Origin of the sequence: Vibrio sp. 1457, from assembly GCF_033340195.1 — a bacterium.
Classification (GTDB): Bacteria; Pseudomonadota; Gammaproteobacteria; order Enterobacterales; family Vibrionaceae; genus Vibrio; species Vibrio alginolyticus.
Map to the genome: position 1 here is coordinate 44,329 of NZ_JAWOWA010000008.1, position 23,587 is coordinate 67,915.

Annotated in this window: 24 protein-coding genes; 7 read left to right on the forward strand and 17 right to left on the reverse strand. The window is 44.6% G+C overall.

Annotated elements, in window-relative coordinates; translation table 11 throughout:
* Positions 1 to 5: 5 nt before the first annotated feature.
* From lpxB to rpsB, 14 genes are all read right to left on the reverse strand, one after another.
* Complete coding sequence (gene lpxB, locus R7Z41_RS10485; RefSeq protein ID WP_005391809.1) at positions 6 to 1,145, reverse strand: lipid-A-disaccharide synthase; 1,140 nt, start codon at positions 1,143 to 1,145, stop codon at positions 6 to 8.
* Positions 1,146 to 1,264: 119 nt separating this feature from the next.
* Positions 1,265 to 2,053, reverse strand: coding sequence for an acyl-ACP--UDP-N-acetylglucosamine O-acyltransferase (gene lpxA / locus R7Z41_RS10490; protein ID WP_005380357.1), 789 nt, complete (start codon positions 2,051 to 2,053; stop codon positions 1,265 to 1,267).
* A 1-nt stretch (position 2,054) separates the two neighbouring features.
* The gene (fabZ, locus tag R7Z41_RS10495) at positions 2,055 to 2,507 is read right to left on the reverse strand and encodes a 3-hydroxyacyl-ACP dehydratase FabZ (protein WP_005380349.1); all 453 of its coding nucleotides are present in this window, start codon (positions 2,505 to 2,507) and stop codon (positions 2,055 to 2,057) included.
* Positions 2,508 to 2,739: 232 nt separating this feature from the next.
* Entirely contained in the window at positions 2,740 to 3,771 is a 1,032-nt protein-coding gene (lpxD, locus tag R7Z41_RS10500; protein ID WP_005380347.1) for a UDP-3-O-(3-hydroxymyristoyl)glucosamine N-acyltransferase, read from the reverse strand.
* Between the two features lie 6 nt (positions 3,772 to 3,777).
* Positions 3,778 to 4,287 (reverse strand): OmpH family outer membrane protein, encoded by a 510-nt coding sequence (locus R7Z41_RS10505; RefSeq protein WP_005391804.1) that lies wholly within the window; start codon positions 4,285 to 4,287, stop codon positions 3,778 to 3,780.
* A 13-nt stretch (positions 4,288 to 4,300) separates the two neighbouring features.
* On the reverse strand, positions 4,301 to 6,715 hold the full coding sequence (gene bamA / locus R7Z41_RS10510) for an outer membrane protein assembly factor BamA (RefSeq protein WP_005380335.1): 2,415 nt from the start codon (positions 6,713 to 6,715) through the stop codon (positions 4,301 to 4,303).
* A 44-nt stretch (positions 6,716 to 6,759) separates the two neighbouring features.
* Complete coding sequence (rseP, locus tag R7Z41_RS10515; protein ID WP_005380334.1) at positions 6,760 to 8,118, reverse strand: sigma E protease regulator RseP; 1,359 nt, start codon at positions 8,116 to 8,118, stop codon at positions 6,760 to 6,762.
* Positions 8,118 to 9,323, reverse strand: a complete 1,206-nt coding sequence (gene ispC, locus R7Z41_RS10520; RefSeq protein WP_005380333.1) for a 1-deoxy-D-xylulose-5-phosphate reductoisomerase — start codon at positions 9,321 to 9,323, stop codon at positions 8,118 to 8,120. Before ispC ends, rseP begins: the two co-directional genes overlap by 1 nt.
* A gap of 50 nt (positions 9,324 to 9,373) precedes the next feature.
* The gene (locus tag R7Z41_RS10525) at positions 9,374 to 10,216 is read right to left on the reverse strand and encodes a phosphatidate cytidylyltransferase (RefSeq protein ID WP_031779042.1); all 843 of its coding nucleotides are present in this window, start codon (positions 10,214 to 10,216) and stop codon (positions 9,374 to 9,376) included.
* Between the two features lie 12 nt (positions 10,217 to 10,228).
* Positions 10,229 to 10,984, reverse strand: coding sequence for an isoprenyl transferase (locus R7Z41_RS10530; protein WP_005380331.1), 756 nt, complete (start codon positions 10,982 to 10,984; stop codon positions 10,229 to 10,231).
* 96 nt (positions 10,985 to 11,080) lie between these two features.
* Entirely contained in the window at positions 11,081 to 11,638 is a 558-nt protein-coding gene (frr, locus tag R7Z41_RS10535; protein WP_005380330.1) for a ribosome recycling factor, read from the reverse strand.
* Positions 11,639 to 11,738: 100 nt separating this feature from the next.
* A complete protein-coding gene (gene pyrH, locus R7Z41_RS10540; RefSeq protein WP_005380329.1) occupies positions 11,739 to 12,464 on the reverse strand; it encodes a UMP kinase in 726 nt (241 codons plus the stop codon).
* Between the two features lie 147 nt (positions 12,465 to 12,611).
* Positions 12,612 to 13,457 (reverse strand): translation elongation factor Ts, encoded by an 846-nt coding sequence (gene tsf / locus R7Z41_RS10545; RefSeq protein ID WP_005380328.1) that lies wholly within the window; start codon positions 13,455 to 13,457, stop codon positions 12,612 to 12,614.
* A gap of 132 nt (positions 13,458 to 13,589) precedes the next feature.
* Positions 13,590 to 14,318 carry a 30S ribosomal protein S2 gene (rpsB, locus tag R7Z41_RS10550; protein ID WP_005380327.1) on the reverse strand — a complete coding sequence of 243 codons (729 nt, stop codon included), beginning with the start codon at positions 14,316 to 14,318 and terminating at the stop codon, positions 13,590 to 13,592.
* 384 nt (positions 14,319 to 14,702) lie between these two features.
* Between rpsB and map the strand changes: the two genes are divergently transcribed.
* From map to R7Z41_RS10565, 3 genes are all read left to right on the forward strand, one after another.
* On the forward strand, positions 14,703 to 15,581 hold the full coding sequence (gene map, locus R7Z41_RS10555) for a type I methionyl aminopeptidase (protein ID WP_005380326.1): 879 nt from the start codon (positions 14,703 to 14,705) through the stop codon (positions 15,579 to 15,581).
* Between the two features lie 108 nt (positions 15,582 to 15,689).
* Complete coding sequence (gene glnD, locus R7Z41_RS10560; protein ID WP_005391794.1) at positions 15,690 to 18,314, forward strand: bifunctional uridylyltransferase/uridylyl-removing protein GlnD; 2,625 nt, start codon at positions 15,690 to 15,692, stop codon at positions 18,312 to 18,314.
* A 142-nt stretch (positions 18,315 to 18,456) separates the two neighbouring features.
* Positions 18,457 to 18,840 carry a DUF3461 family protein gene (locus tag R7Z41_RS10565; RefSeq protein ID WP_005380322.1) on the forward strand — a complete coding sequence of 128 codons (384 nt, stop codon included), beginning with the start codon at positions 18,457 to 18,459 and terminating at the stop codon, positions 18,838 to 18,840.
* Positions 18,841 to 18,907: 67 nt separating this feature from the next.
* Here the strand turns inward: R7Z41_RS10565 and truC are convergent, their stop codons facing one another.
* Positions 18,908 to 19,690 carry a tRNA pseudouridine(65) synthase TruC gene (gene truC / locus R7Z41_RS10570; protein WP_005391793.1) on the reverse strand — a complete coding sequence of 261 codons (783 nt, stop codon included), beginning with the start codon at positions 19,688 to 19,690 and terminating at the stop codon, positions 18,908 to 18,910.
* Between the two features lie 4 nt (positions 19,691 to 19,694).
* On the reverse strand, positions 19,695 to 20,009 hold the full coding sequence (locus tag R7Z41_RS10575) for a YqcC family protein (RefSeq protein WP_005391784.1): 315 nt from the start codon (positions 20,007 to 20,009) through the stop codon (positions 19,695 to 19,697).
* A gap of 76 nt (positions 20,010 to 20,085) precedes the next feature.
* Here R7Z41_RS10575 and R7Z41_RS10580 point away from each other — a divergent pair, with 76 nt between their 5' ends.
* Together R7Z41_RS10580 and R7Z41_RS10585 are read left to right on the forward strand one after the other, a co-directional pair.
* Positions 20,086 to 21,123: a DUF3549 family protein gene (locus tag R7Z41_RS10580; protein ID WP_005391782.1), complete on the forward strand. Its 1,038-nt coding sequence runs from the start codon at positions 20,086 to 20,088 to the stop codon at positions 21,121 to 21,123.
* A gap of 13 nt (positions 21,124 to 21,136) precedes the next feature.
* Positions 21,137 to 21,436, forward strand: coding sequence for a DUF3301 domain-containing protein (locus R7Z41_RS10585; RefSeq protein ID WP_005380315.1), 300 nt, complete (start codon positions 21,137 to 21,139; stop codon positions 21,434 to 21,436).
* On the opposite strand, the gene R7Z41_RS10590 is transcribed toward R7Z41_RS10585, so the two are convergent.
* Complete coding sequence (locus R7Z41_RS10590; RefSeq protein ID WP_005385338.1) at positions 21,396 to 21,881, reverse strand: GNAT family N-acetyltransferase; 486 nt, start codon at positions 21,879 to 21,881, stop codon at positions 21,396 to 21,398. The two genes, R7Z41_RS10585 and R7Z41_RS10590, sit on opposite strands and share 41 nt — an antisense overlap.
* Before the next feature lie 956 nt (positions 21,882 to 22,837).
* Here R7Z41_RS10590 and R7Z41_RS10595 point away from each other — a divergent pair.
* Positions 22,838 to 23,131, forward strand: coding sequence for a hypothetical protein (locus tag R7Z41_RS10595; RefSeq protein ID WP_005391777.1), 294 nt, complete (start codon positions 22,838 to 22,840; stop codon positions 23,129 to 23,131).
* Positions 23,128 to 23,577, forward strand: a complete 450-nt coding sequence (locus tag R7Z41_RS10600) for a YaiI/YqxD family protein (RefSeq protein ID WP_005380310.1) — start codon at positions 23,128 to 23,130, stop codon at positions 23,575 to 23,577. Before R7Z41_RS10595 ends, R7Z41_RS10600 begins: the two co-directional genes overlap by 4 nt.
* Positions 23,578 to 23,587: the final 10 nt, after the last annotated feature.

Below are 23,587 nucleotides of genomic sequence, written 5' to 3' on the forward strand. Positions count from 1 at the left end.
AATCTCTATTTTTCAATCAGTTTTAGAACCGCGTTTGCGGCTTGTTGGTCCGCATCTTTACGAATCCAATGATGCATTTCCGTAAACTTATCTAACATCAGTTTATTGTCGCTTTCCAATAAGCGAGAAACCTCAGTAAACAAATTGTCTGGTGTGCATTCATCTTGTAGATATTCTTTGACAAGCTCATCATCCGCCAAGATATTCGGCAATGACACATACTTCGTTTTCAATAAACGTTTAGCCAAGAAAGCGGTAAATGCATTCACACGATAACCCACCACCATTGGACGCTTGAGAAGCATACACTCCAACGCTACAGTACCAGAGGCCAGCATCACGGCATCGGATGCGGTGATGACGTTGCGTGCAGTGTCATCAACTAACTTGAAGTCTAATTCTGGTGCGAGCACTTTCCATGCTTGTTCAAACTGCTCACGGCGTTTTTGATTAACAAGCGCGACAACAAACCCCAGTTCTGGAAATTTTTTATGAAGTAACTTGCAGGTTTCAATAAATGGCTCTGAGAGCATTTTTAACTCGCTACCACGACTGCCTGGCAGGACAGCAAGCCACTTTTTATCTTGTTCTAAACCAAGCAACTCACGTGCAGGCGCTTGTTCTGATTCTAGTGGGATGGCATCAGCCAAGGTATGACCAATGAACTCACAAGGTACATTAAATTTGTCGTAAAACGCTTTCTCAAACGGAAGAAATGCTAGCACCAAGTTCGTTGCCGCTTCTATTTTAAAGATGCGCTTCTGACGCCAAGCCCAAACAGACGGACTCACGTAATGAACGGTTTTAATGCCCGCTTGCTTGAGGTCAAGCTCCAAGCGTAAGTTGAAGTCAGGAGCATCGATCCCGATGAAAACATCAGGCGGATTCTGAGTAAAATACTGAACGAGCTCAGCTTTCACTTTAAGAAGTCTCGGTAAGCGGCCTAAAACCTCGACTAATCCCATCACCGCAAGCTCTTCCATATCAAACAGAGACTCGCAACCTTGGGCTATCATTTTCGGACCGCCAATGCCTACGAACTCTGCGTCTGGATATTGCTGCTTTACTGCTTTGATAAAGCCTTCACCTAGCGTATCGCCAGACAATTCTCCGGCAATGATGCCAATACGTAATGGTCTTTCCATATCTACTTCGCTATTTTTCCTGTGCGCTATGGATAACGGTTTGCCTTATCCATAAAACACAAAAAGATCGTAACCTCAAATTTGGTCACGATCTTTTTATTTATTGGTTCATTCGCCAATTAACGAATAATGCCACGTTCCGTCGTTTCCAGAATATCTGAGAAACGCTTCACAGCCGGCCACTCTTGAGCCATTTCAGCCAGAATAGGCTTCACTTCTTCTAGCGTCTTACCTGAACGGTAGATTTCTTTATACGCTTTTTGTAGCGCACGAATCTCTGGTTTCTCAAAGCCATTACGCTTCAAGCCAACAAGGTTCAAGCCGAATGGAGTAGCGTGGTTACCTTGCGCGAGTACATAAGCTGGGACATCTTGCACCACAGCTGAACAGCCGCCAATGTATGCGTAAGCGCCCACTGTACAAAACGGATGAATCGCAGACAGTGCCATCACACCGGCATAATCATCAACAGTAACGTGACCACCAAGAATCGAGTTATTACCGATATGAGTGTGGTTACCAATAACAACATCATGCGCAACGTGTGCATTCACACACAATAAGTTGTCATCACCAATGATCGTGGTTGCTTTGTCTTGCACTGTGCCGCGGTGAACTTGGACCGCTTCACGAATGACGTTACGGTCACCGATAACCACAGTTGTGTCTTCACCACCGTATTTTTTGTCTTGGTTTTCTTCACCAATGACAGCATGTGGGAAAATACGGTTATCTTTGCCAATAGTTGTGTGACCTTTGATCACAACGTGAGACATCACTTCTGTGCCTTCACCAATTTCAACCGTAGAGGTGATGTACGTAAAAGGACCTACTGTTACGTTAGCACCAATTTTGGCGCCCTCTTCTACCACCGCTGCCGGGTGGATTTTAGCGGTTTCATGAATCATATTAAAACTCTCGACGAGCACACTTCAGTTCTGCAGAACATACCACTTCGCCGTCAACTTTTGCTACACCGCTAAATGCAGCAATGCCGCGACGTTCTTTCAGAAATTCTACCTCAATAACCAATTGGTCGCCCGGAACCACTGGTTTACGGAATTTCGCGCCGTCTACGCTTGCAAAGTAGTACAGTTCATTTTCTGTTGGTGCACCAAATGATTTAAATGCAAGTAAGCCTGTTGCCTGAGCCATTGCTTCTAAAATCAAAACACCTGGGAATACTGGTAGTTGAGGAAAGTGACCTGTGAACTGAGGTTCGTTAACCGACACGTTTTTAATCGCGTGAAGGTACTTCTCTTCTTGGAAGTCTATCACTCGGTCGATCAATAAGAATGGGTAGCGATGAGGTAGTAGCTCTTGAATTTCAGAGATGTTCATCGTTTTCTTTTCAGTAGTCAAAGTCGTCTTCCTATATCAATTTTTTGCCGCCAAGATGGCAAACGTGGCAACAGGTCGTAAAGCCGAATCGCTTTGCAATATACTAGCAAAATACGCACCATCTTGGAGTTAAATCTACTTAGAGCGCGTCATTATAGAAGAAAAAGACCCGCATTTCGCGAGTCTTCGTACAGAATATGGAACTAGAGCCTGTTAGCTTTCACGTTAAATACAGAGCGAAAGATAACTTGTTCTAAATTTCTTCTTTCTGTTCCAGCTGTTTTTCAACCGCTTTCAGGCGCTTATTCATCTCATCAATACGGTGAACTCGAGTTGCAGTTTTACGCCACTCTCTGTTCGTTTGTAGTGGAATACCTGATGAGTAAAGGCCTTTTTCTTCGATACTGCGCATTACCATGCCCATACCTGTAATCGCCACACCATCTGCGATAGTGATATGGCCATTCAGAACAGACGCGCCGCCAATCTGGCAGTACTTACCAATTTTTGTACTGCCCGCGACAATAGTACCACCAGGCATCACGGTACCATATCCGATCTGCACGTTGTGCGCGATTTGAAGTTGGTTATCCAGAATGACATTGTCTTCAATGATAGTATCTTCGAGTGCACCGCGGTCAATCGTAGTACAAGCACCAATCTCAACGCGGTTACCGATACGCACTGAACCAAGCTGAGGAATTTTAATCCACTCGCCTTTGTCATTCGCGTAACCGAAGCCATCAGAGCCAATGACGGTACCCGATTGAACGAGACAGTCATCACCCAATGACACTTCATGGTAGATAGTGACATTAGCCCAAAGCTTGGTGTTATTCCCTAGCTTGGCGTTCTTACCGATAAAACAACCAGCACCAACACTTACGTTGTCGCCGAGTTCCACGCCCGTTTCAATCACAGCGTTAGCGCCGATTGTAACGTTCTCACCCATCTTAACGTCAGCGGCAATCACAGCACTTGGTGCAATATCGTCTGCCGGTTTTGGTGTGGTATCCATCGCTTGGACCACACGAGCAAATGCGACATAAGGGTCTGAAACCACTAGCGCATTTCCAACGCATTGATCTTTATGCTCAGCCTTTACCATAACAACGGTAGCTTGGCACTCAGAAAGGTGTTTTGCGTATTTTGGGTTAGACAAGAAGGTTACGTCACCTTCTTGTGCTTTATCCATTGGAGCAACACGGCTTACAACGAGAGACTCGTCACCAAACAGCTCACCCCCGGTAATTGTCGCCAATTCGGCTAATGTTAATGTCTTCATAACTTCTTATTTTAGAGCTTTAATTACGTCTTCAGAGATATTGTATTCTGGCTTGCCGTACTGCAAAGCAGAGATGTCAATCACAAGATCGTAACCATTTTTGTCTGCGACTTTCTTAACTGCATCTTGAATCGTTTTGAAAAGCTTCGCTTTTTCTTCAGCTTCACGACGCGCACTTGCTTTTTCAAGTGCTTGTGCTTTCACTTTGTACTCGCTGTCTAGCTTCGCGATATCGATACGTAGCTTTTCAACTTCGTCTTGACCCAAAAGCTCGCCGTCACGTTGTAGCTTCTCAATCTTTGTTTTAGCTTGTGCTTGGATTGACTTCAGTTCATCAGCTTTGCTTTTGAAGTCTTTCTGCATTTTTTGTAGTACAACTTCACGTTGAGGAAGAGCTTGAAAAACTTGAGCTGTATTTACGTAAGCAATTTTCTGTGCAGCTTCTGCCGCATTTGCAAACATTGAAGAGCTCAGTACAAGAAGGCCAATCCCAGCCGCTTTGATCATTTTATTCAAAATATTTTCCTCTTTAGAAAGTTCTACCGATAGTGAATGTGAAGAACTCTTCATCATCGCCATCAAATTTCTTAATTGGTTTCGCTAGTGAGAATACTAGTGGCCCCATTGGAGACATCCACTGCAACGCCGCACCGTAAGAAGAGCGGTAGTTGGTTGGATCTGAGTAATCGTAGTAGTAGTTAGCACCCGAAATGTTGCTATTTTCTCGATAATCAAACTCGGTATCCCAAACACTTGCCATATCAAAGAAGATACTGGTACGAATTTGGTTTTGTACTTCCTCTGATGCGAACGGCGTTGGAACGATCAACTCAATACTTGCTAATGCGACTGCGTTACCACCCACTGAATCATCTGTCGCAATATCTGTACCATTGTTAGAGCCGGATGTATCGCGGTAAACCGCTTTAGGGCCAACAGAGTTTGAGCCAAAGCCACGAAGCGATGTAAAGCCACCGGCGTAGTAGTTTTCGTAGAATGGGAACAAGTTATCGTTACCATCCGTTTGACCGTAACCATTACCGTAACCTAAGCGGCCACGGAACAAGAGGGTAAACTCGTGCTTTTTAGTCAATGGCACATACTGGCGAACATCGTACTGCATTTTGAAGTATTGAACGTCAGAGCCAGGTACGGTCATTTTATAGAATGCACGCTGATGGTTACCTGCCGTAGGGAAATAGCCACGGTTTAAGTTATTACGTGTCCAAGAGATATTGAAGTCGAAGTCGTTCGTATTCAATGCCCCACTTGAATCTATATTATCTTTTTGCGCTTCTAAGAACTGCTCTACCTGCAAGTAAGGCGATAAGTTACCGATCTTGTTGTGCGTATAACCGACACCGAATTCAAAACGGTTCAACTCATCGAATGGGAAGCCCCACGTTAAGCTCGCGCCATAGCTTTCGTTGGTATAGTCAACGATATTGGCTTCTTTAGCTTCAAATTCGTTATAGAAAACCTTACCACCTAAGCTTACACCGTCTAAGTTCCAGTACGGATCACGGTAATCAAGACTGATGTTTTTCTGGTAGTCATTCATCATCGCGTTGATACCAACACGGTTACCGCTACCAATAAAGTTATCTTGTTGCAGGCCAACCTGGAAGCTCACACCCGATTCTGTACCGTAGCCAACACCGAAGTTAACGCTACCAGAGTTCGCTTCTTTGACAGAGTAAACTAGGTCAACTTGATCATCACTACCAGGAACTCGAACCGTCTGTACTTCAACATTTTCAAAGTAGCCCAAACGATTTAGACGAGTTTTACCCGTTTCAATCGATTTCGAGTTCAACCAACTGCCTTCCATCTGACGCATTTCACGACGAAGGACTTCATCTTTGGTTGAGTTATTACCCGTGAAGCGAATATCACGAACATAAATTCGGTTACCCGGGTCTACGTTAACGACCAAAGAAACTTCTTGATTCTCGTCGTCAAACTCTGGAATGGTATTCACTTGAGGATAAGCATAACCGGACTCACCAAGCACACGCTTAATCCCTTCTTCCATTGAAGTCACCAACGAGCCGTTGTATGTCTCATTGTCTTCAAATGGCACAAGTCTTTCGAACGTCGCTTCCTCACCAATCAAATCACCACGGAACTTCACGTCCTTAACGGTGTAAACCTCGCCCTCTTCTAGACCAAGAGTAATGTATACCCCTTTCTTGTCAGGAGAGATTGCAACTTGTGTCGAATCAACGTTAAATTTTAAGTAACCACGATCCAGGTAGAATGATTTGAGTGCTTCAATATCACCTGCAAGAACTTGCTTTTGATACTTTTCATCAGAAAGGAAATTCCACCACGGCACATCAACATTTAAGTTAAAGCGCGAAAGCAGTTCTTCATCACTGAACACTTCATTACCGATAAAGTTGATTTGCTGAATTTTTGCCGACACACCTTCAGTAAAGACAAACTTAAGATCAGAACGATTACGTGGTAGTGGAGTCACCACCGCTTTTACTGTTGCGTTGTATTTACCTACGCTGTAGTAAAAGTCTTCTAAGCCTTTTTCAATGTTGCTTAGCGTGGTGCGGTCAAGCGCTTCACCTTCACGAACGCCAGACGCGTTCAGGTTTTCTTGTAGCTGCTCGTCCTTGATTGCTTTGTTACCTGAAAAAGAGATGCTTGCAATGGTAGGACGTTCTTTGACTTGAACCATCAGAACACCACCGTCACGCAACACTTTCACATCTTCAAAGTTACCAGATGCATACAGGGCGCGGATAATTTCTGCAACATCGCCTTGGCCAATGGTATCACCGACACGTACAGGCATTTTCAACAATGCAGCACCCAGTGCTACACGCTGCAATCCATCGATTTCAATATCTTGAACTACGAAGTTCTCTGCTCCATTTGCAGATACACTGGTCGCCAGTAAACTTGCAAATAGAATTCGCTTAATCGCCATACTTGTTCTAATTATTCCTTGCTACTGCTTTTGTCTCTGAACTATCACAGACGAGTAAAATCATTAAATAGCGCTAACGCCATGAGCGAGAAGATGATCGCACCACCAATTCTAAAACCCATTTCCTGCACTTTCTCAGGAACAGGACGTCGAATGACAGCTTCAATTGCAAAAAACAACAAATGACCGCCATCCAACATTGGTAAAGGAACGAGATTAATAATACCTAGGTTAACACTAATTAGAGCGAGAAAACCTAAAAAGTAGACCAAACCATAATCTGCTGTCGCGCCTGCGCCTTTGGCTATTGATATTGGTCCACTCAGATTATTCAGACCAACGTCTCCAACAATCAGCTTCTTAAGCATGCTGATTGTCAAACCAATGACTTGGCCAGTTTTGTCTACTGCTTTACCTATTGACTCGAATACACCAAACTGAAGATCGAAGCGATAACTTTCTGGCCATTCTGCGACTTTAGGTGCAATACCTGCAAAACCAACGACTTCTTTGTTAGCTAGCTCACGGCTACCGGGCGTCAGCGTCAATGTTTGCTCATAACCCTGACGCAACACCGTCAATTCAAGCGGTGTATCAGGATTAGAACGAACCGCTTCAACCACTTGCTTCCATTCGGTTACGCGTTGTTGACCAATTGCGACAACCTCATCACCTGGAAGCACACCGGCTTTTTCCGCCGCTCCACCTTGCGAGACCTGCTCGATAACTCGATACACCTCCGGTGTATACGGAGCAAAACCTAACGACTGCATCGCTGACTGAGTTTCTGGGTCGAACTTCCACTCACGTAAATCGAGCGTTTTCGTTACTTCTGAACCAACTTCATTCGCTGACGTTAGTGTTACCGTCATCAAATCATCGCCAATATGAGAAATCAATCCCATATTTACTGATTCCCAATCCGGAGTTTTGATACCAGATATCGATTTAAGTTCCATTCCAGATTCAATTCCAGCTTCCGCAACAATCGAATTGGGCGTAACTTCACCAATTACAGGCTTAACAGCTGGGATACCAATTAGAAATACCAGCCAATAGGCAAAAATTGCGAAAAGAAAATTAAAGATGGGGCCAGCCGCAACAATAGAGGTTCGCTTCCATAACGGCTTCTTATCAAACGCTAGGTGCTTCTCATGCTCTGGCACCTCATCGACACGGCTATCAACCATTTTCACATAGCCGCCGAGAGGGATCATTGAGATGCTGTACTCCGTTCCGTCTTTGCCTACTTTACTCCAAATAGACTTGCCGAAACCGATTGAAAACTTTTCAACTTTAACGCCGCAACGGCGAGCAACCCAAAAATGCCCAAATTCGTGCACGGCAACAAGAATGCCCAGTGCGACGATAAAAGAAATGAGATTCCACAATATACCAGTCATCAGCTACGCTCGCGTATGGTTTCTAGGGCAATAGTTCGTGCCATTCTATCTAGCTCGAGCAAGCTTTCCAAGCTATTCGCATTCTCAGCTTTGCAGCTTGCGTTGATTTTATTCAACACAGACTCATTGATGCGAGCAATATCGGTAAAACCTAGTCTGTTATTTAAAAATGCATCAACAGCGACTTCATTAGCTGCATTCAATGCTGTTGTTGCGTGTTGACCTTCATAACAGGCATCAATTGCGAGTTTTAAACATGGGTAACGAGCAAAATCAGGCTGCAAAAACGTCAGCTCACCAACTTTCGTGAAGTCTAGCGGCTTAACCCCAGCTTCCACTCTTGACGGGTATGACATGGTGAGCGCAATTGGCGTCGCCATATCCGCTTCTCCCATTTGTGCCAAGACCGAACCATCACGATACTGAACCATAGAATGAATTACCGATTGAGGATGAATAACCACCTTCAGTTGTTCGCGATCAGCATTAAATAGCCACTTAGCTTCGATATACTCAAGGCCTTTATTCATCATCGTGGCAGAGTCAACAGAAATTTTTGGCCCCATCGACCAGTTTGGATGAGCAATCGCCTGCGCGGGTGTCACCTGCTCCAGTTCTGCGATGTCAGTGTAACGGAAAGGACCACCAGATCCAGTCAACAAAATATGAGAAATGCCATGTTCTTGTAAATTGCAACGACCTAGACTGGTTTGTACTTGCTGTGGTAAACATTGGAAAATGGCGTTGTGTTCACTATCGACGGGAAGTAGCTCTGCGCCAAATTCTTCAACGGCATCAATAAATAGCTGGCCTGACATTACAAGTGCTTCTTTATTTGCCAACAAGACTCGCTTACCTGCTTTCACGGCAGCCATGGTAGGCAATAAGCCAGCGGCTCCTACAATAGCAGCCATTACACTGTCGACCTCGTCCAGCGAAGCAATATGGCATAGCGCATCAACACCACCTAGCACTTCGGTACCTGGCGAAACTGAGTGTAGCTCAGCTTGAAGTTGAGACGCCGCAGCTTTATCTGCCATGACCGCATACTTAGGTTGCCACTGACGACATAAACCGATCATCTTTTCAACGTTAGTGCTTGCCGCTAAGGCAACGACAGAAAACAGATCTGGGTTTTGTTCGACCACTTTAAGCGTGCTTGCACCAATTGATCCAGTAGCACCAAGAATCGTTAACTTTTGCATGTTGTAAGACCGTTAGAAAGCTCAGGAGCGACGACGCCGCTCCTGATAAATTAGAATACGTAGTAAAGAAGAGCAAAAACTGGGAATGCTGCGGTTAGGCTGTCGATACGATCTAGCACACCACCGTGCCCTGGGATAATGTTACTGCTGTCTTTAATGCCTGAGACACGTTTGAACATACTTTCAACCAGATCACCAAGCACTGAAACAACGACAGTAACCAGCGTAATCAGCACCATATGGACAGGGCTAGTGAACTGGATATCGAACCAATCAGCAAATGCCCACGCTACGATTAATGCCGTGATAATGCCACCAATTAACCCTTCAATGGTTTTATTGGGGCTTACATGAGGAGCCATCTTACGTTTGCCTAAGCTTTTGCCTGCAAAGTAGGCGCCGCTATCTGCAGCCCATACCAAGAAACAAACGTACAACACAAGCTTTGCGCCGTGGTATGGATCTACAGTGATGTCATACGCTCTGAGAATAATCACACTCCAAAGGAATGGGATTAATGTCAGAAAACCAAATACATGACGTAAAACAAAATTACTTTGCCAAGATTTCGTCGTTTTGGGGTAAGTAATCGCCATTAAGCTAGCAATAATCCACCAAACAAAACCAATACCCAAGACGACATAATGAGGTGTCGTTAAGTGATTGAGGCTATATGCATCAGGCGAGATGTATAGAAAACTAAGTCCGGTAATAATGATTGCCGGCACAAGGGCAGCAATGCGAGAGTTGCTTCCTGTAAACTGAGTCCACTCCCAAAAACCTAATAGCGTTATTGCAGTTAAAGCGGCAATAAAGCCCATTAGCGGTAATTTAAAAATGCCTAAAATAACCAGGGGAGCTAAAATTAGTGCTGTTATTATTCTCTGTTTCAAACTAACTAGTCCTTATTGAGCTGCCATCAATGCCTTTATTTGTTCACCTGTACAGCCAAAACGACGTTCTCGGTTGATAAACCAAGTCACAGCTTCTACCAAACTGTCTTCATCGAATTCTGGCCAGTACTCTGGTGTAAAGTACATTTCTGCATAAGCCATTTGCCACAACATAAAGTTGCTGATGCGGCACTCTCCACTGGTGCGAATTAAAAGATCCACTTCCGGTAGGTCTGCCATGGTCAAATGCTCAGTGATTAGCTGCTCATTGATATCCTCTACACGAATTTCACCGTTACGTGCTTTTAGCGCTAACGTTTTAGCAGCTTCTGTGATGTCCCATTTACCGCCATAGTTGGCTGCAATGTTGATCACCATACCCGTGTTATCTGCCGTTAGGTTTTCTGCTTCTACAATTTTCTTTTGTAGACGCTCACTAAATCGACTGGTATCACCGATCACGCGCAACCGTAAGTTATTTTTGTGTAGTTTTTTTACTTCACTAGACAGGACCGTGATAAACAGTTCCATCAAAAGACCCACTTCTTCCTCCGGACGACGCCAGTTTTCACTACTAAAAGCAAACAGCGTCATGGCTCTAATGCCTAGTTTTGAAGCAGCAGCCACGGTCTTACGAACGGCACTAACGCCTTTTTTATGACCAAATACGCGAGGTTTTCCTTTGGACTTAGCCCAACGGCCATTACCGTCCATAATGATGGCAATATGCTTAGGAAGGGAATCAGAGAAGGCTTGAGAATTTTGCATAGGGAGTTAATTGAGTTCCATCAGTTGGATAGACTAACATAAAAAAACGCTGAGCTGTGAGCACAGCGTTTTCCAACAGTGATGTGTGTGGGAGTATTAAACTTCCATCAACTCTTTTTCTTTTGCAGCAAGAACTTCATCGATCTTCTTAACTGCAACGTCAGTTAGCTTTTGAATTTCGTCTTGTGCTTTACGGTCTTCATCTTCAGAGATTTCTTTATCTTTTAGAAGCGCTTTAAGATCGTTGTTTGCGTCACGACGGATGTTACGAACAGCAACACGACCACCTTCAGCTTCACCACGGACGATCTTAACTAGGTCTTTACGACGTTCTTCCGTTAGCGGTGGAAGTGGAACGCGGATGATAGTGCCAGCTGACATAGGGTTTAGACCAAGGTCAGACGTCATGATCGCTTTTTCTACTTTCGGCGTCAGCTCTTTATCAAAAACCGTGATTGCAAGTGTGCGTGCATCTTCAGCAATAACGTTTGCTACTTGGTTTAGAGGTGTTGCTGCACCGTAGTATTCTACAGAAATACCAGATAGTAGGCTTGGGTGTGCACGACCTGTACGAATTTTAGAAAGGTTGTTCTTAAGCGCTTCAACGCTTTTATCCATGCGCTCTTGCGCGTCTTTTTTGATTTCGTTAATCACAGTTTCACCTTAAAAATGTCATCTTTCCTGAAGAAAGCCTAAAACGGTTGAGCAAAGCAAGCACCACCCTAACGCTTTGGAGTGGCACCTTAAGCCAAGCTTATTCGTTGATGAGCGTGCCTTCTGCTTCGCCCATAACCACGCGACGTAGTGCGCCTGGCTTGTTCATATTAAATACGCGGATTGGCATTTTGTGGTCACGAGCTAGCGTAAACGCCGCCAAGTCCATAACTTTCAGCTCTTTATCCAGAACTTCCGCATAAGATAGCTTATCATACAGCTCTGCGTCTGGGTTTGCTACAGGGTCAGCAGTAAATACACCATCAACTTTCGTCGCTTTTAGTACGACATCCGCTTCAATTTCGATACCACGTAAACAAGCAGCAGAATCCGTTGTAAAGAACGGGTTACCAGTACCAGCAGAGAAGATGACAACTCGGCCTTGGCGAAGCTCACGGATCGCATCAGCCCAATTATAGTCGTCACATACGCCTTTTAGAGGGATTGCAGACATAACGCGCGCATTTACGTATGCACGGTGAAGAGCATCACGCATCGCTAGGCCATTCATTACTGTAGCAAGCATACCCATGTGGTCACCAACTACGCGGTTCATACCAGCTTCAGCTAGGCCTGCACCACGGAACAAGTTACCGCCACCGATAACTACACCAACCTGAACACCCAGTTCAACCAGTTCTTTAACTTCTTGTGCCATACGATCAAGGACCGCAGGATCAATACCAAAACCGTCTTCACCTTGAAGAGCTTCACCACTCAGTTTTAATAGAATACGTTGATACGCTGGTTTAGGGTTCGTAGTCATGGAGTTTACCTTCCAAAGAGAGTTGTTGATTAACAGTCATGAATAGACACAACTTCAGTTATGGCTATTCATCACGGCTAATCGTTCACTGCTCATAAAAAGACCGCAGCCTTGGCTACGGTCTAATCTTTATACAGTCTCTAAGGATTAACCTTTTTGAGCTGCTGCAACTTCTTCAGCGAAGCTCATTTCTTCTTTCTTCTCGATACCTTCACCTACTTCTAGGCGAACGAACGTAGAAACTGAAGCACCTTTTTCTTTCAGCATTTCGCCTACAGTTTTCTTAGGCTCCATGATGAAAGCTTGACCTGTTAGAGAGATCTCGCCAGTGAATTTCTTCATGCGGCCAACAACCATCTTCTCAGCGATTTCAGCAGGCTTGCCTTCGTTCATTGCGATTTCAACTTGAACCGCTTTCTCTTTTTCTACTACGTCAGCTGGTACGTCTTCTGGGTTAACGAACTCAGGCTTAGAAGCAGCAACGTGCATTGCAACGTGCTTAAGAGTTTCTGCGTCGCCTTCACCAGCAACAACAACACCGATTTTCTCACCGTGACGGTAAGAAGCGATTGCAGTGCCTTGAACGTATTCTACGCGACGGATAGTGATGTTTTCACCGATTTTAGCTACTAGAGCTACACGTGCGTCTTCGAATTGTGCTTGTAGTTCTTCAACAGAAGCTTTTGAAGCTAGAGCTGCAGCTGCAACTTCTTCTGCGAATGCAGTGAAGTTACCGTCTTTAGCAACGAAGTCAGTTTGGCAGTTAACTTCAAGAAGAACAGCAACGCCGTTTTCTTCTTTGATGATGATTGCGCCTTCAGCTGCAACGTTACCAGCTTTCTTAGCTGCTTTCGCTGCGCCAGATTTACGCATGTTTTCAATTGCTAGTTCGATGTCAGCGTTTGCTTCTACAAGCGCTTTCTTACATTCCATCATGCCAGCGCCAGTACGCTCGCGAAGTTCTTTAACTAGAGCAGCAGTTACAGTTGCCATTCTGTCTTCCTCGTTTGATTCGAAATAAGGTAAAAAACAGGGGCCTAACATTGTCGGCCCCCATTGCTAACTATAACTTAGTTTATGCTACACAAAGGTTTCACATAGACCAAGTGTGACACAGAGCCGCTATTATTCAGCTTCTACGAAACCGTCTTTTTCAGCAACTGCAGCTACGTCTTTGTTACGACCTTCAGATACTGCTGAAGCAGCAGCGTTCAGGTATAGCTGTACAGCGCGGATCGCGTCGTCGTTACCTGGGATTACGTAGTCAACGCCGTCTGGGTTAGAGTTAGTATCTACCACAGCGTATACTGGAATACCTAGGTTGTTAGCTTCTTTAATTGCAATGTGTTCGTGATCAGCGTCGATTACGAATAGAGCGTCTGGTAGGCCGCCCATGTCTTTGATACCACCAAGAGATTTCTCTAGCTTCTCCATTTCGCGAGTACGCATTAGAGCTTCTTTCTTAGTTAGTTTGTCAAAAGTACCGTCTTGAGATTGAGTCTCTAGTTCTTTTAGACGCTTGATAGACTGACGAACTGTTTTGTAGTTTGTAAGCATACCGCCTAACCAGCGGTTGTTTACGTAAAACTGGTTGCTTGCGATTGCAGCTTCTTTAACAGCTTCAGATGCAGCGCGCTTAGTACCTACGAATAGAACCTTACCTTTCTTCTCGCCAACTTTAGCTAGTTCAGCTAGAGCGTCGTTGAACATTGGTACAGTTTTTTCTAGGTTGATGATATGAACTTTGTTACGAGCGCCAAAGATGAATGGCTTCATTTTTGGGTTCCAGTAACGAGTCTGGTGACCGAAGTGAACACCAGCTTTTAGCATATCGCGCATTGATACAGTTGCCATTTTAAAATCCTCTATGGGGTTAGGCCTCCACATTCCCCATAACTCCGACCAAGCTTCTGCTCAGCACCCCGGAATATGTGACGGAATGTGTGTGATTTAAAGATAAAAGGTTATTCGGATGAAGCTTGCTTCGCCGCTTAACTTTGCTAAACGAAGAGAACAGTCCTCTATTCCGGCGCGCTTTATACCATATTTTAGCTCACTGTGGCTAGTAAAAATTATTTCTTCACCGAGCCACTTTCTCCTATTTATAAGCAAAACTTTAAACATATGATCGAATTAAGAATGATGCATATTCCTATCTAACTTGGGTTAACGCCCCGATGTCTGATAGAATGCAGCCATTCGCACGTTTACGTGCTTAGGAATAAGTAGAGAAAGCCAATGTCAATCAAGATTAAAACTGCTGAAGAAATAGAACGCATGCGCATTGCGGGCAAGCTAGCCGCAGAGATTCTAGAAATGATCGAACCACACATCAAAGTTGGTGTGACGACAGAAGAGTTAAACAAAATCTGTCATGAGTACGCTCTAGAAAAAGGCGCATACTCTGCTCCGCTTGATTACCATGGTTTCCCTAAGTCGATCTGTACTTCAATCAACCATATCGTATGCCACGGTATTCCAGCGGAAAAAGACGAAATCGGTAGCAACGGCCAAATGAAGCCGGCGGTACTAAAAGATGGTGACATCTTAAACGTTGATATTACCGTAATCGTTCCAAATGATGAGAATGCCGATCTGAGCGTGCGTCCTCAGGGTTACCATGGTGACACTTCTAAGATGTTCCTAGTCGGTGATGTTTCGCCTGCAAACAAACGTCTGTGCATGGTAGCTCAAGAAGCACTGTATGTTGGTATGCGCACCGTTAAGCCAGGTTCAACGGTTGGTGACATCGGTACAGCTATCGAGAAGTACATCAAAGAGAACAACAAGAACAATCCTCGCAACAAGTTTTCTATTGTGAAAGACTTCTGTGGTCACGGTATCGGCGATGAGTTCCATGAAGAACCACAAGTGGTTCATTACAAGAACAAAGACCGCCGCGTATTAAAAGAAGGCATGTGCTTTACTATTGAGCCGATGATTAACGCAGGTAAATTTGGTTGCTCTGTTGATGCACAAGATGACTGGACTGTTTACACGGGCGACGGCAAGAACTCTGCGCAATGGGAACATACCATTGTAGTAACAAAAGAAGGTTGTGAAGTACTGACGCTTCGTAGCGACGATACGATTCCTCGCCTAATGAAAAACGCGTAAAGCTGACGACCACTCGTTGTTTACTATATCCCTGCTTCGGCGGGGATATTTTTTATCTGCCGCAAATTTGTTAGATTGTTATTAGATTAGCTTGCACGGATGGCAAATATGACACTTCAGTCCCCTCTTACCTTTTCCGATGAACAAATCAATATCGGTGAACTCAAACAAGAATTAGAGAAGTTTAGCTCTAATCAAAACCAAGAGTTTCTCAATCATCATCCGGTAACAAGCTTGGTTTTAGCCAGAGCTGAATATATGGATCTGCTTCTCAATCGTTTGTGGCAACATTTTGGCTTCAAGGATATTTACAACATTTCTCTGGTTGCCGTTGGTGGCTACGGACGCGGCGAGCTGCATCCGCTCTCCGATATCGATATTTTGATTCTGTCGAACAATAAACTGCCAACCGCGTTAGAAGCAAAAATCAGCGAGTTCATTACGCTGTTGTGGGATTTAAAACTCGAGGTCGGACACGCTGTTCGCACCGTTACTGAATGTGCTGAAATTGGTAAAGCCGATCTAACGGTCGCGACAAACCTGCAAGAAGCGCGACTGCTGTGTGGAAGCGAGGACACCTTTCAGGCACTGAAGAAAGTCGTGTTATCAGACTCCTTCTGGCCAAGTGAGACGTTTTACCGCGCTAAAATTCAAGAGCAGCGCGAACGCCATGCACGTTACCACGACACGACCTACAACTTAGAACCGGACATTAAATCAACCCCTGGCGGGCTGCGCGATATTCATACATTGAGCTGGGTCGCTCGACGTCACTTTGGTGCTACTTCATTGTTGGAAATGAGCCGATACGGATTTTTAACTGACGCAGAATACCGAGAATTGGTTGAATGTCAGGACTTCCTTTGGCGAGTACGTTTCGCTCTGCACATGGAGCTTCGCCGCTATGACAACCGCTTGACCTTTGCTCATCAAGCACAAGTTGCGGAAAATCTAGGCTACGTCGGAGAAGGCAACCGAGGCGTAGAAATGATGATGAAAGAGTTCTACCGCACGCTTCGTCGTGTGGCAGAGCTCAATAAAATGCTACTCAAACTCTTTGACCAAGCGATCATTAATGGTGGGGCGACAGAAAGTGCCGAGATTCTCGATACGGACTTTCAACGTCGCGGTTCTTTAATTGAAGCGCGGAAACCCGCATTGTTCCAAGCTCGCCCAGAAACTATTCTGGATATGTTCTTACATATTGCTAACGACTCAACTATTGAAGGGGTGAGCCCACCAACGCTGCGTCAACTGCGCACCGCTCGGCGTCGGCTCAACAAGTTTTTGCACACCATTCCTGCTGCGCGTGAAAAGTTCATGGCGTTATGTCGTCACCCTAATGCTCTTCACAAAGCATTCAGCCTCATGCACCGATTAGGGGTTATGGCGGCCTATTTACCGCAATGGAGTCAGATTGTTGGTCAAATGCAGTTTGACTTATTCCATGCCTACACCGTTGATGAACACAGTATTCGCTTACTTAAACACATCAACACTTTTAGTGACCCAGAAAATCATGCGAAGCACCCTATTTGCTGTGACGTCTACCCTCGGATGCAAAAGAAAGAGCTGCTGATTATTGCCGCTATTTTCCACGATATCGGGAAAGGTCGTGGCGGCGATCACTCGATTATCGGTGAAGGAGAAGCGTACGACTTCTGCATTGAGCATGGTTTATCGAAGCCCGAAGCGAAACTTGTCGCTTGGTTGGTAAGACATCATCTATTAATGTCTGTCACCGCACAGCGCCGAGATATTTATGATCCTGATGTCATTACCGAGTTTGCCAAAAAAGTCAGAGACGAAGAATCTCTCGATTATCTTGTATGCCTGACAGTTGCAGATATTTGTGCAACCAACCCAGAACTTTGGAATGCTTGGAAACGAACTTTACTTGCGGAGCTGTATTACTCCACACAACGTGCTTTACGTAGAGGCCTAGAGAACCCTGTCGATGTGCGTGAGCGAATTCGCCACAATCAACAAATGGCCTCCGCAATGCTGCGCAAAGAGGGGTTTGCCTCGCGCGAAATTGAAGTATTGTGGCAACGCTTCAAAGCTGACTACTTCCTTCGTCATACCCATACGCAAATCGCGTGGCACTGCGAACACTTACTTCGCATGGAAGATCCGACTAAGCCTTTGGTGTTGATCAGTAAAAAAGCCACTCGTGGCGGCACTGAGGTGTTTGTATATACGAAAGACCAGCCTGCTTTATTTGCGACAGTCGTGGCGGAGTTAGATAGGCGTAATTTTAATGTACACGACGCGCAAATCATGACCAGCAAAGATGGGCACGTGATTGATACCTTTATGGTACTCGATCAACATGGCGAAGCGATCGATGAGTCTCGTCACGCCGCGGTGATTAAACACCTCACTCATGTACTGGAGGCAGGCCGACCAACCAAAATTAAAACGCGCCGTACTCCGAACAAACTTCAGCACTTTAACGTGAAAACCAAAGTCGACTTCTTACCAACCAAAGGTAAAAAACACACTTTAATGGAGTTTGTCGCGCTAGACACACCAGGGCTGTTGGCCAAAGTAGGCCGTACGTTTGCTGATTTAAATATCAACCTTCATGGTGCAAAAATCACCACCATTGGTGAGCGAGCAGAAGACTTGTTTATTTTAACCAGTGATGCAGGGGGAAGATTAAGTGAAGAACAACAGGATGAGCTAAGAGAGAGATTGATCGAAAAGTTATCTGATGAGGTCGCAGCTTAGATCAAACCTGCCAATCTTTTCGGTTCAGGGCGAGAGCGATCTTGCCCACAAGTTAAGCATTTTGGCTAAATATCAGCTATCTAGCTCATACATAGGCTGCTACAGTTATATCAATATCAATTCGATGTAATAGAGGTAGCCTATGTATCCCCACCTCACTGGTTTGGGTATTCACGACCCTAAGCAGATTGAACGTTATTCCCTACGCCAAGAAGCACACAAAGACGTACTCAAGATCTATTTCCACAAGCAAAAAGGCGAACTGTTCGCTAAAAGCGTTAAATTCAAATACCCGCGCCAAATCAAAAATGTTCTTGTGGACAGTGGCAGTCACAAATATAAAGAAGTAACGGAAATCAACCGTAACCTCACATTAGTCATTGATGAACTGAATAAAATCACTAAGCCAACGAAACAACCTGAGGTTGATGTAAAAGAGAAAATTCTTTCAGACCTTCGTCATTTAGAAAAAGTCGTTTCGAGCAAGATCGCAGAGATCGAAGCGGATCTTGAAAAACTAAAGTAAAACGTTAAGTCTTAAATATTAAAAAGGGTTAGCATTGATGCTAACCCTTTTTATTTGTACTCAATCATTATCTAGATCTAACTGCGCCGATTATCGGTTCATCCCACTCAAATCGAGTAAACAATTGCTGCCAAGTTTCATCAAGATTGGCCGTCATGACAATCTCTTGATCGGTAAATGGATGGACAAACCGTAACTCTGAAGCATGCAGTAGCAAACGATGAGAATCAAACTCTGTGCGATACAGCTTGTTGTGCTTTCCATCCCCGTGCGTTGTATCACCCACGATCGGATGGCGTAGATGTGCCATATGACGACGAAGTTGGTGCTTACGCCCCGTTTTAGGTTTCATCTCAACTAAGCAATAACGCGTTGTAGGAAATTTACCCGTCGAATAGGGAACCTCCACTTTAGCCAACGGCTTATATTCCGTCACCGCTTCTTGCGCTTCTTTTTCTTGTGAAGCGAACTTATCAGCAATCTTGTCTAACTCCACTTTGAGTGCGTAATCCAAGACGCCCTCTTCCTCAATCCAACCGCGTACTATCGCGTGGTATGTCTTTTCCATTTTATGTTCAGCAAACATCGGCATGACTTGTGATGCGACTTCACTCGACAAAGCAAACACGAGCACACCAGATGTTGGACGATCCAGACGATGCAATGGGAACACATGCTGACCAATTTGGTCGCGCAAAGTTTGCATGACAAATTGAGTTTCGTGTTTATCTAACCAACTGCGATGCACTAACATGCCGGCAGGCTTGTTGACCGCTACAAAATATTCATCCTGATAAACGATCTCCAGCTCAACTGGTTCTGAAGATCGCGCTATTTTTTGTTCTAGCATTAGTTTACTTACACAGTTCGTCAATGGTTCGGATTGTAACAAGCAGCTCTGCGAACTGCGGTTCCTGCTTCCACGCTTCTGAAAAATAGGGCTCGAGAGAAAACCCTCTTGGCAATGGTTGGTTGTTTTCCACTAGCACGTGCATTCTGTCTATAAAGATCCACTGCAACCACTCATGAGGATGCAATGTATCAATCGCAAATGGCTCCACGCTTTGTAAGGCTTGCTCTGAAGGCCTAGTGTGTTGCCACAACTTATGTTCTTTAAGCTGCGTTTCAAGTTGGTGAAGTAAGTCGACCAATTGAGTATTTGTTACCATTAATTCTATCTCGAACCTTGAATTAGCCGAGAATGATACCATTTCTTGTGAAAAGAACGTTAGGACGTCGTATTTAATGGAAAACATTCAAACCCTCACTCAACTGTTGAACAACAGCCGCTGTGATTATCAAATCTTCGATCTTGGTCGTCGTATAAAAACCATCGCTAAGAAAGAGTTTGCCGATGTAGAAAAAGGTCAAGCACCGTACCCATTCCCAATGCAGCGTAAAGCACACCTTGCCATCGCTTATTGGAATGAACAAAAGCAACCTTGGATTTGGTTTCTAAAGTTTGAATTGGACGAGCGCGGTTTGTTAAAGCAAGCGGATATCGGCAATTTCATTAAATACGTAGTGGAAGCCATGGGAACACGCCTCAATGGTGATATCTCTGAAGAGCAACAGCAAAAGCTGTCTAATAACCCATATACGTTCAAACCTTCCGAAGACAAAATGGCCGTGTTTCATAGCCAGGTCCGCGCGAACCTCGATCTTCCTACCAGCCAATATTATGAGCACACTCAGCATTACTTTTCAGGTGGTTTAGGCTGGGATAATTGGCAAACCGTAGGTCTGCAAGGGATCACCGACATGGCCGCTCGTTTGGACAAAGAGCAAAACGGGGTAATGATACGCAAAGCGTTGAACCACCTACCAAATGAGCCACTTTATGCCCTATTAGGTGCGCTTGAGCATGTAGAGCTTCAAGAGCGTTTAGCAGAACGTATTGCGGAAAAGGCACAGCAAGAAATCGCAAGTAGCGAACCTGATCTCTTCCTACTTTCAGCACTTATCCGAGCCCTTGCTGGTGCACCAACAGAAGTCGCCTCTCCAGTATTAGATGCGATATTGCATAGCCCTCGTTTAAGCCATCAGGAGGTTTTGATTGGTGTGGCGGGTCGCGCTTGGCACTTACTCGCCAATGAAAAGGTAGCAGAACAGTTTTTGCTGCGTTTAGCTCAAACCGGTAATCAAGCCCTATTTAATCAGTTATTTGCCGATTTAGTGATGCTGCCAGAGTTAAGAATGGTGTTATTGCCTTTGCTGCATTCAAACCCATCAGAGGAACTAGCAAATGCGCTAGTAAGCTTACAACAAGCAACAAAAAGCTAAGAAAGGTTCAGGAATGATTGGTGATCTTTTAGCAATTTTAGGGCTCTGCTTTTTCTGTTACCTGTTTTGGCAACAGCGTCGCCAAGCCGAACTCGCAAAAGCGGCCATCACGCGTAAATGTGAGCAATTGGATCTCCAATTAATCAGCATCGCCTTTGGTGCCCATAAACTAAAAACGCCAGACGGAGTCTGGCGTTGGCATACGGTGTATCAATTTGAGTTTTCATCTCTTGGTGACGATTGCTACCAAGGAGAGTTAACCATGGTCGGTTTCAGGCCGCAGAACTTTCACCTACCACCGCATCGCTTGTAAATTCCATTTCAAAGTAAGGACCATATATATCCTTACTTTCTTTTGTTTTAACAAATCCCAGCTTTTTCAGTACCGCCATAGAAGCTTGATGATTGCTATTCACGTTAGCTTTCACCTTATTCAAGCCCAACTCACGGCACGCTTTGGGGAAAAATGCTTTTAGTGCTTCTGTTGCTAACCCTTTACCCCAATATGATTTATCAAAAATAAACCCTAATTCAGGTTCGGAATCGAGATTAGCAATAAACACGTGCCCCATATAGTCACGACTGGTGCTCTCTAGCACTGCCATACTATAAATGTTCTCATCATCCAGTATTTTCTCAAACATCTGTTTGGCAGACGCAACTGTATACGGACCATTCAATTCAGCACGGTTTTTCGCACAGCAATTCAGCATGACGAATTCTAGTTGCAACGACTCATTGTAGGGTAGAAGAAGCATTCTTCTGGTTACTATGGCCACATCTGTTCCTTGATTACAACAAACTTAATCTATCCGCAGATCACAAACTCGATGAGCTGAACATGCTCAATGATTGCGGGCATAACACCTTGTAGAGAAGCCGAAAGTTAAACCAACTGGTTGGAAAGGATATTGATCTGAGTTGTTTTTTATTAAGTGTTATTAGGAATTTATATATTTTGTGATATTGATATCCCCAAGTAACATCGAGATGCTTAATTCAATGAGAACACTGGATATCGTTTTTATATAAGAAAGACCCCGACACATAAGTATCGGGGTCATGGTCTTACTCGCAGCAGTCCGGCTACTAAAAGTGCTCCATGCATCATCCATAATAGTGGCTGATTCCGTCAGCTTATTCCTTACGTCGCCGTCCTAGCGGTGTCCTTATCATCCTGACTGCTAACATTCCTCGTTAGCACACGTCACTTGTTCCTTGAGCGGTGTCCCTTGCATCTTCCTGATGCTGTCCATAGCCTCAATCCTAGAGGGGTCCATTGTCTATCCTTAGTCATCAACATCCTATTGATGATCGTATCCTTACAATGTCCTACGCTCCATGCTTGATTAATCATCCTGACCAACCAAATCGTCATCATCCTGACCAACCAAATCGTCTTCCTGACGATAACCAAATCCTTGGTGCTTTCCTGTTCCATGTCTGCTTCCTGCTGACAACTCTCAATTTACGCCTTTTCCAAAAATAGACAATCTATCTAAGATAAATATTTGGCTCTCACATTGGTTAACAAGTTGTTAAATCATTATTTATCAGAAACTTAAGCTCTTCAGCTTCTCTTTTTCCGCTTACGAAATCGTTTTCTCTCACAACCTATGTAAGAGATCTCTCACACTACACTCTCCAAAATGCCATTCGCCAAATTAGCGCACTCAACGTATGATGATAGATATATCGTTGTTAAGGATTAAAAATGTTAACTCAAGACGTTACTAAAGAATTAGAAGCGGCAATGGAACAGTTGCAACAACAAGGAAAAGAGCCAACCGTAGCGTTAGTGAAAGCACGCTTGAAAACGCCAGTTCCAATGCCAGCATTAATCACCGCAATAAAAAGTTGGAAGAGTGCTCAACGCGTACCCAAGGTTGAAATCGCAGCACAACACCACACCGATAATGATCGTCTTGAAGCCCTAGAGCGCACCGTAAAAATGCTAGCCATTCGTATTGAAGAGTTAGAAGCGAAACTCAGTGAGAAATCATCATGAAGTTATGGGTAGATGCAGACGCGTGTCCGAAAGTTATTCGCGAAACCATTGTGCGTGCCGCCGAGCGTACGGGGATTGAATGTACGTTTGTCGCTAACCACGTTGTCCCTGTGCCGAAAAGAGACAACATCCACTCGCTGCAAGTCCCTGCGGGATTTGACATCGCAGACAACGAAATCGTCAAGCGTGTAGAAGCCAACGATTTGGTGATCACGTCAGATATTCCGCTTGCAGATGAGGTTATCTCTAAAGGCGCTCAAGCCCTCAGTTCACGTGGCGAGCTTTATACGAAAGACACCATCAAAGCACGTCTAAATATCCGCGACTTCATGGAAACCATGCGTTCAAGCGGAATTCAGACTGGTGGTCCCGCTGCGCTTTCCCAAACCGATCGACGCGAATTTGCAAACCATTTGGATCGTATTTTGGCGAAATTTAAGAAGTAACCCTCACTCT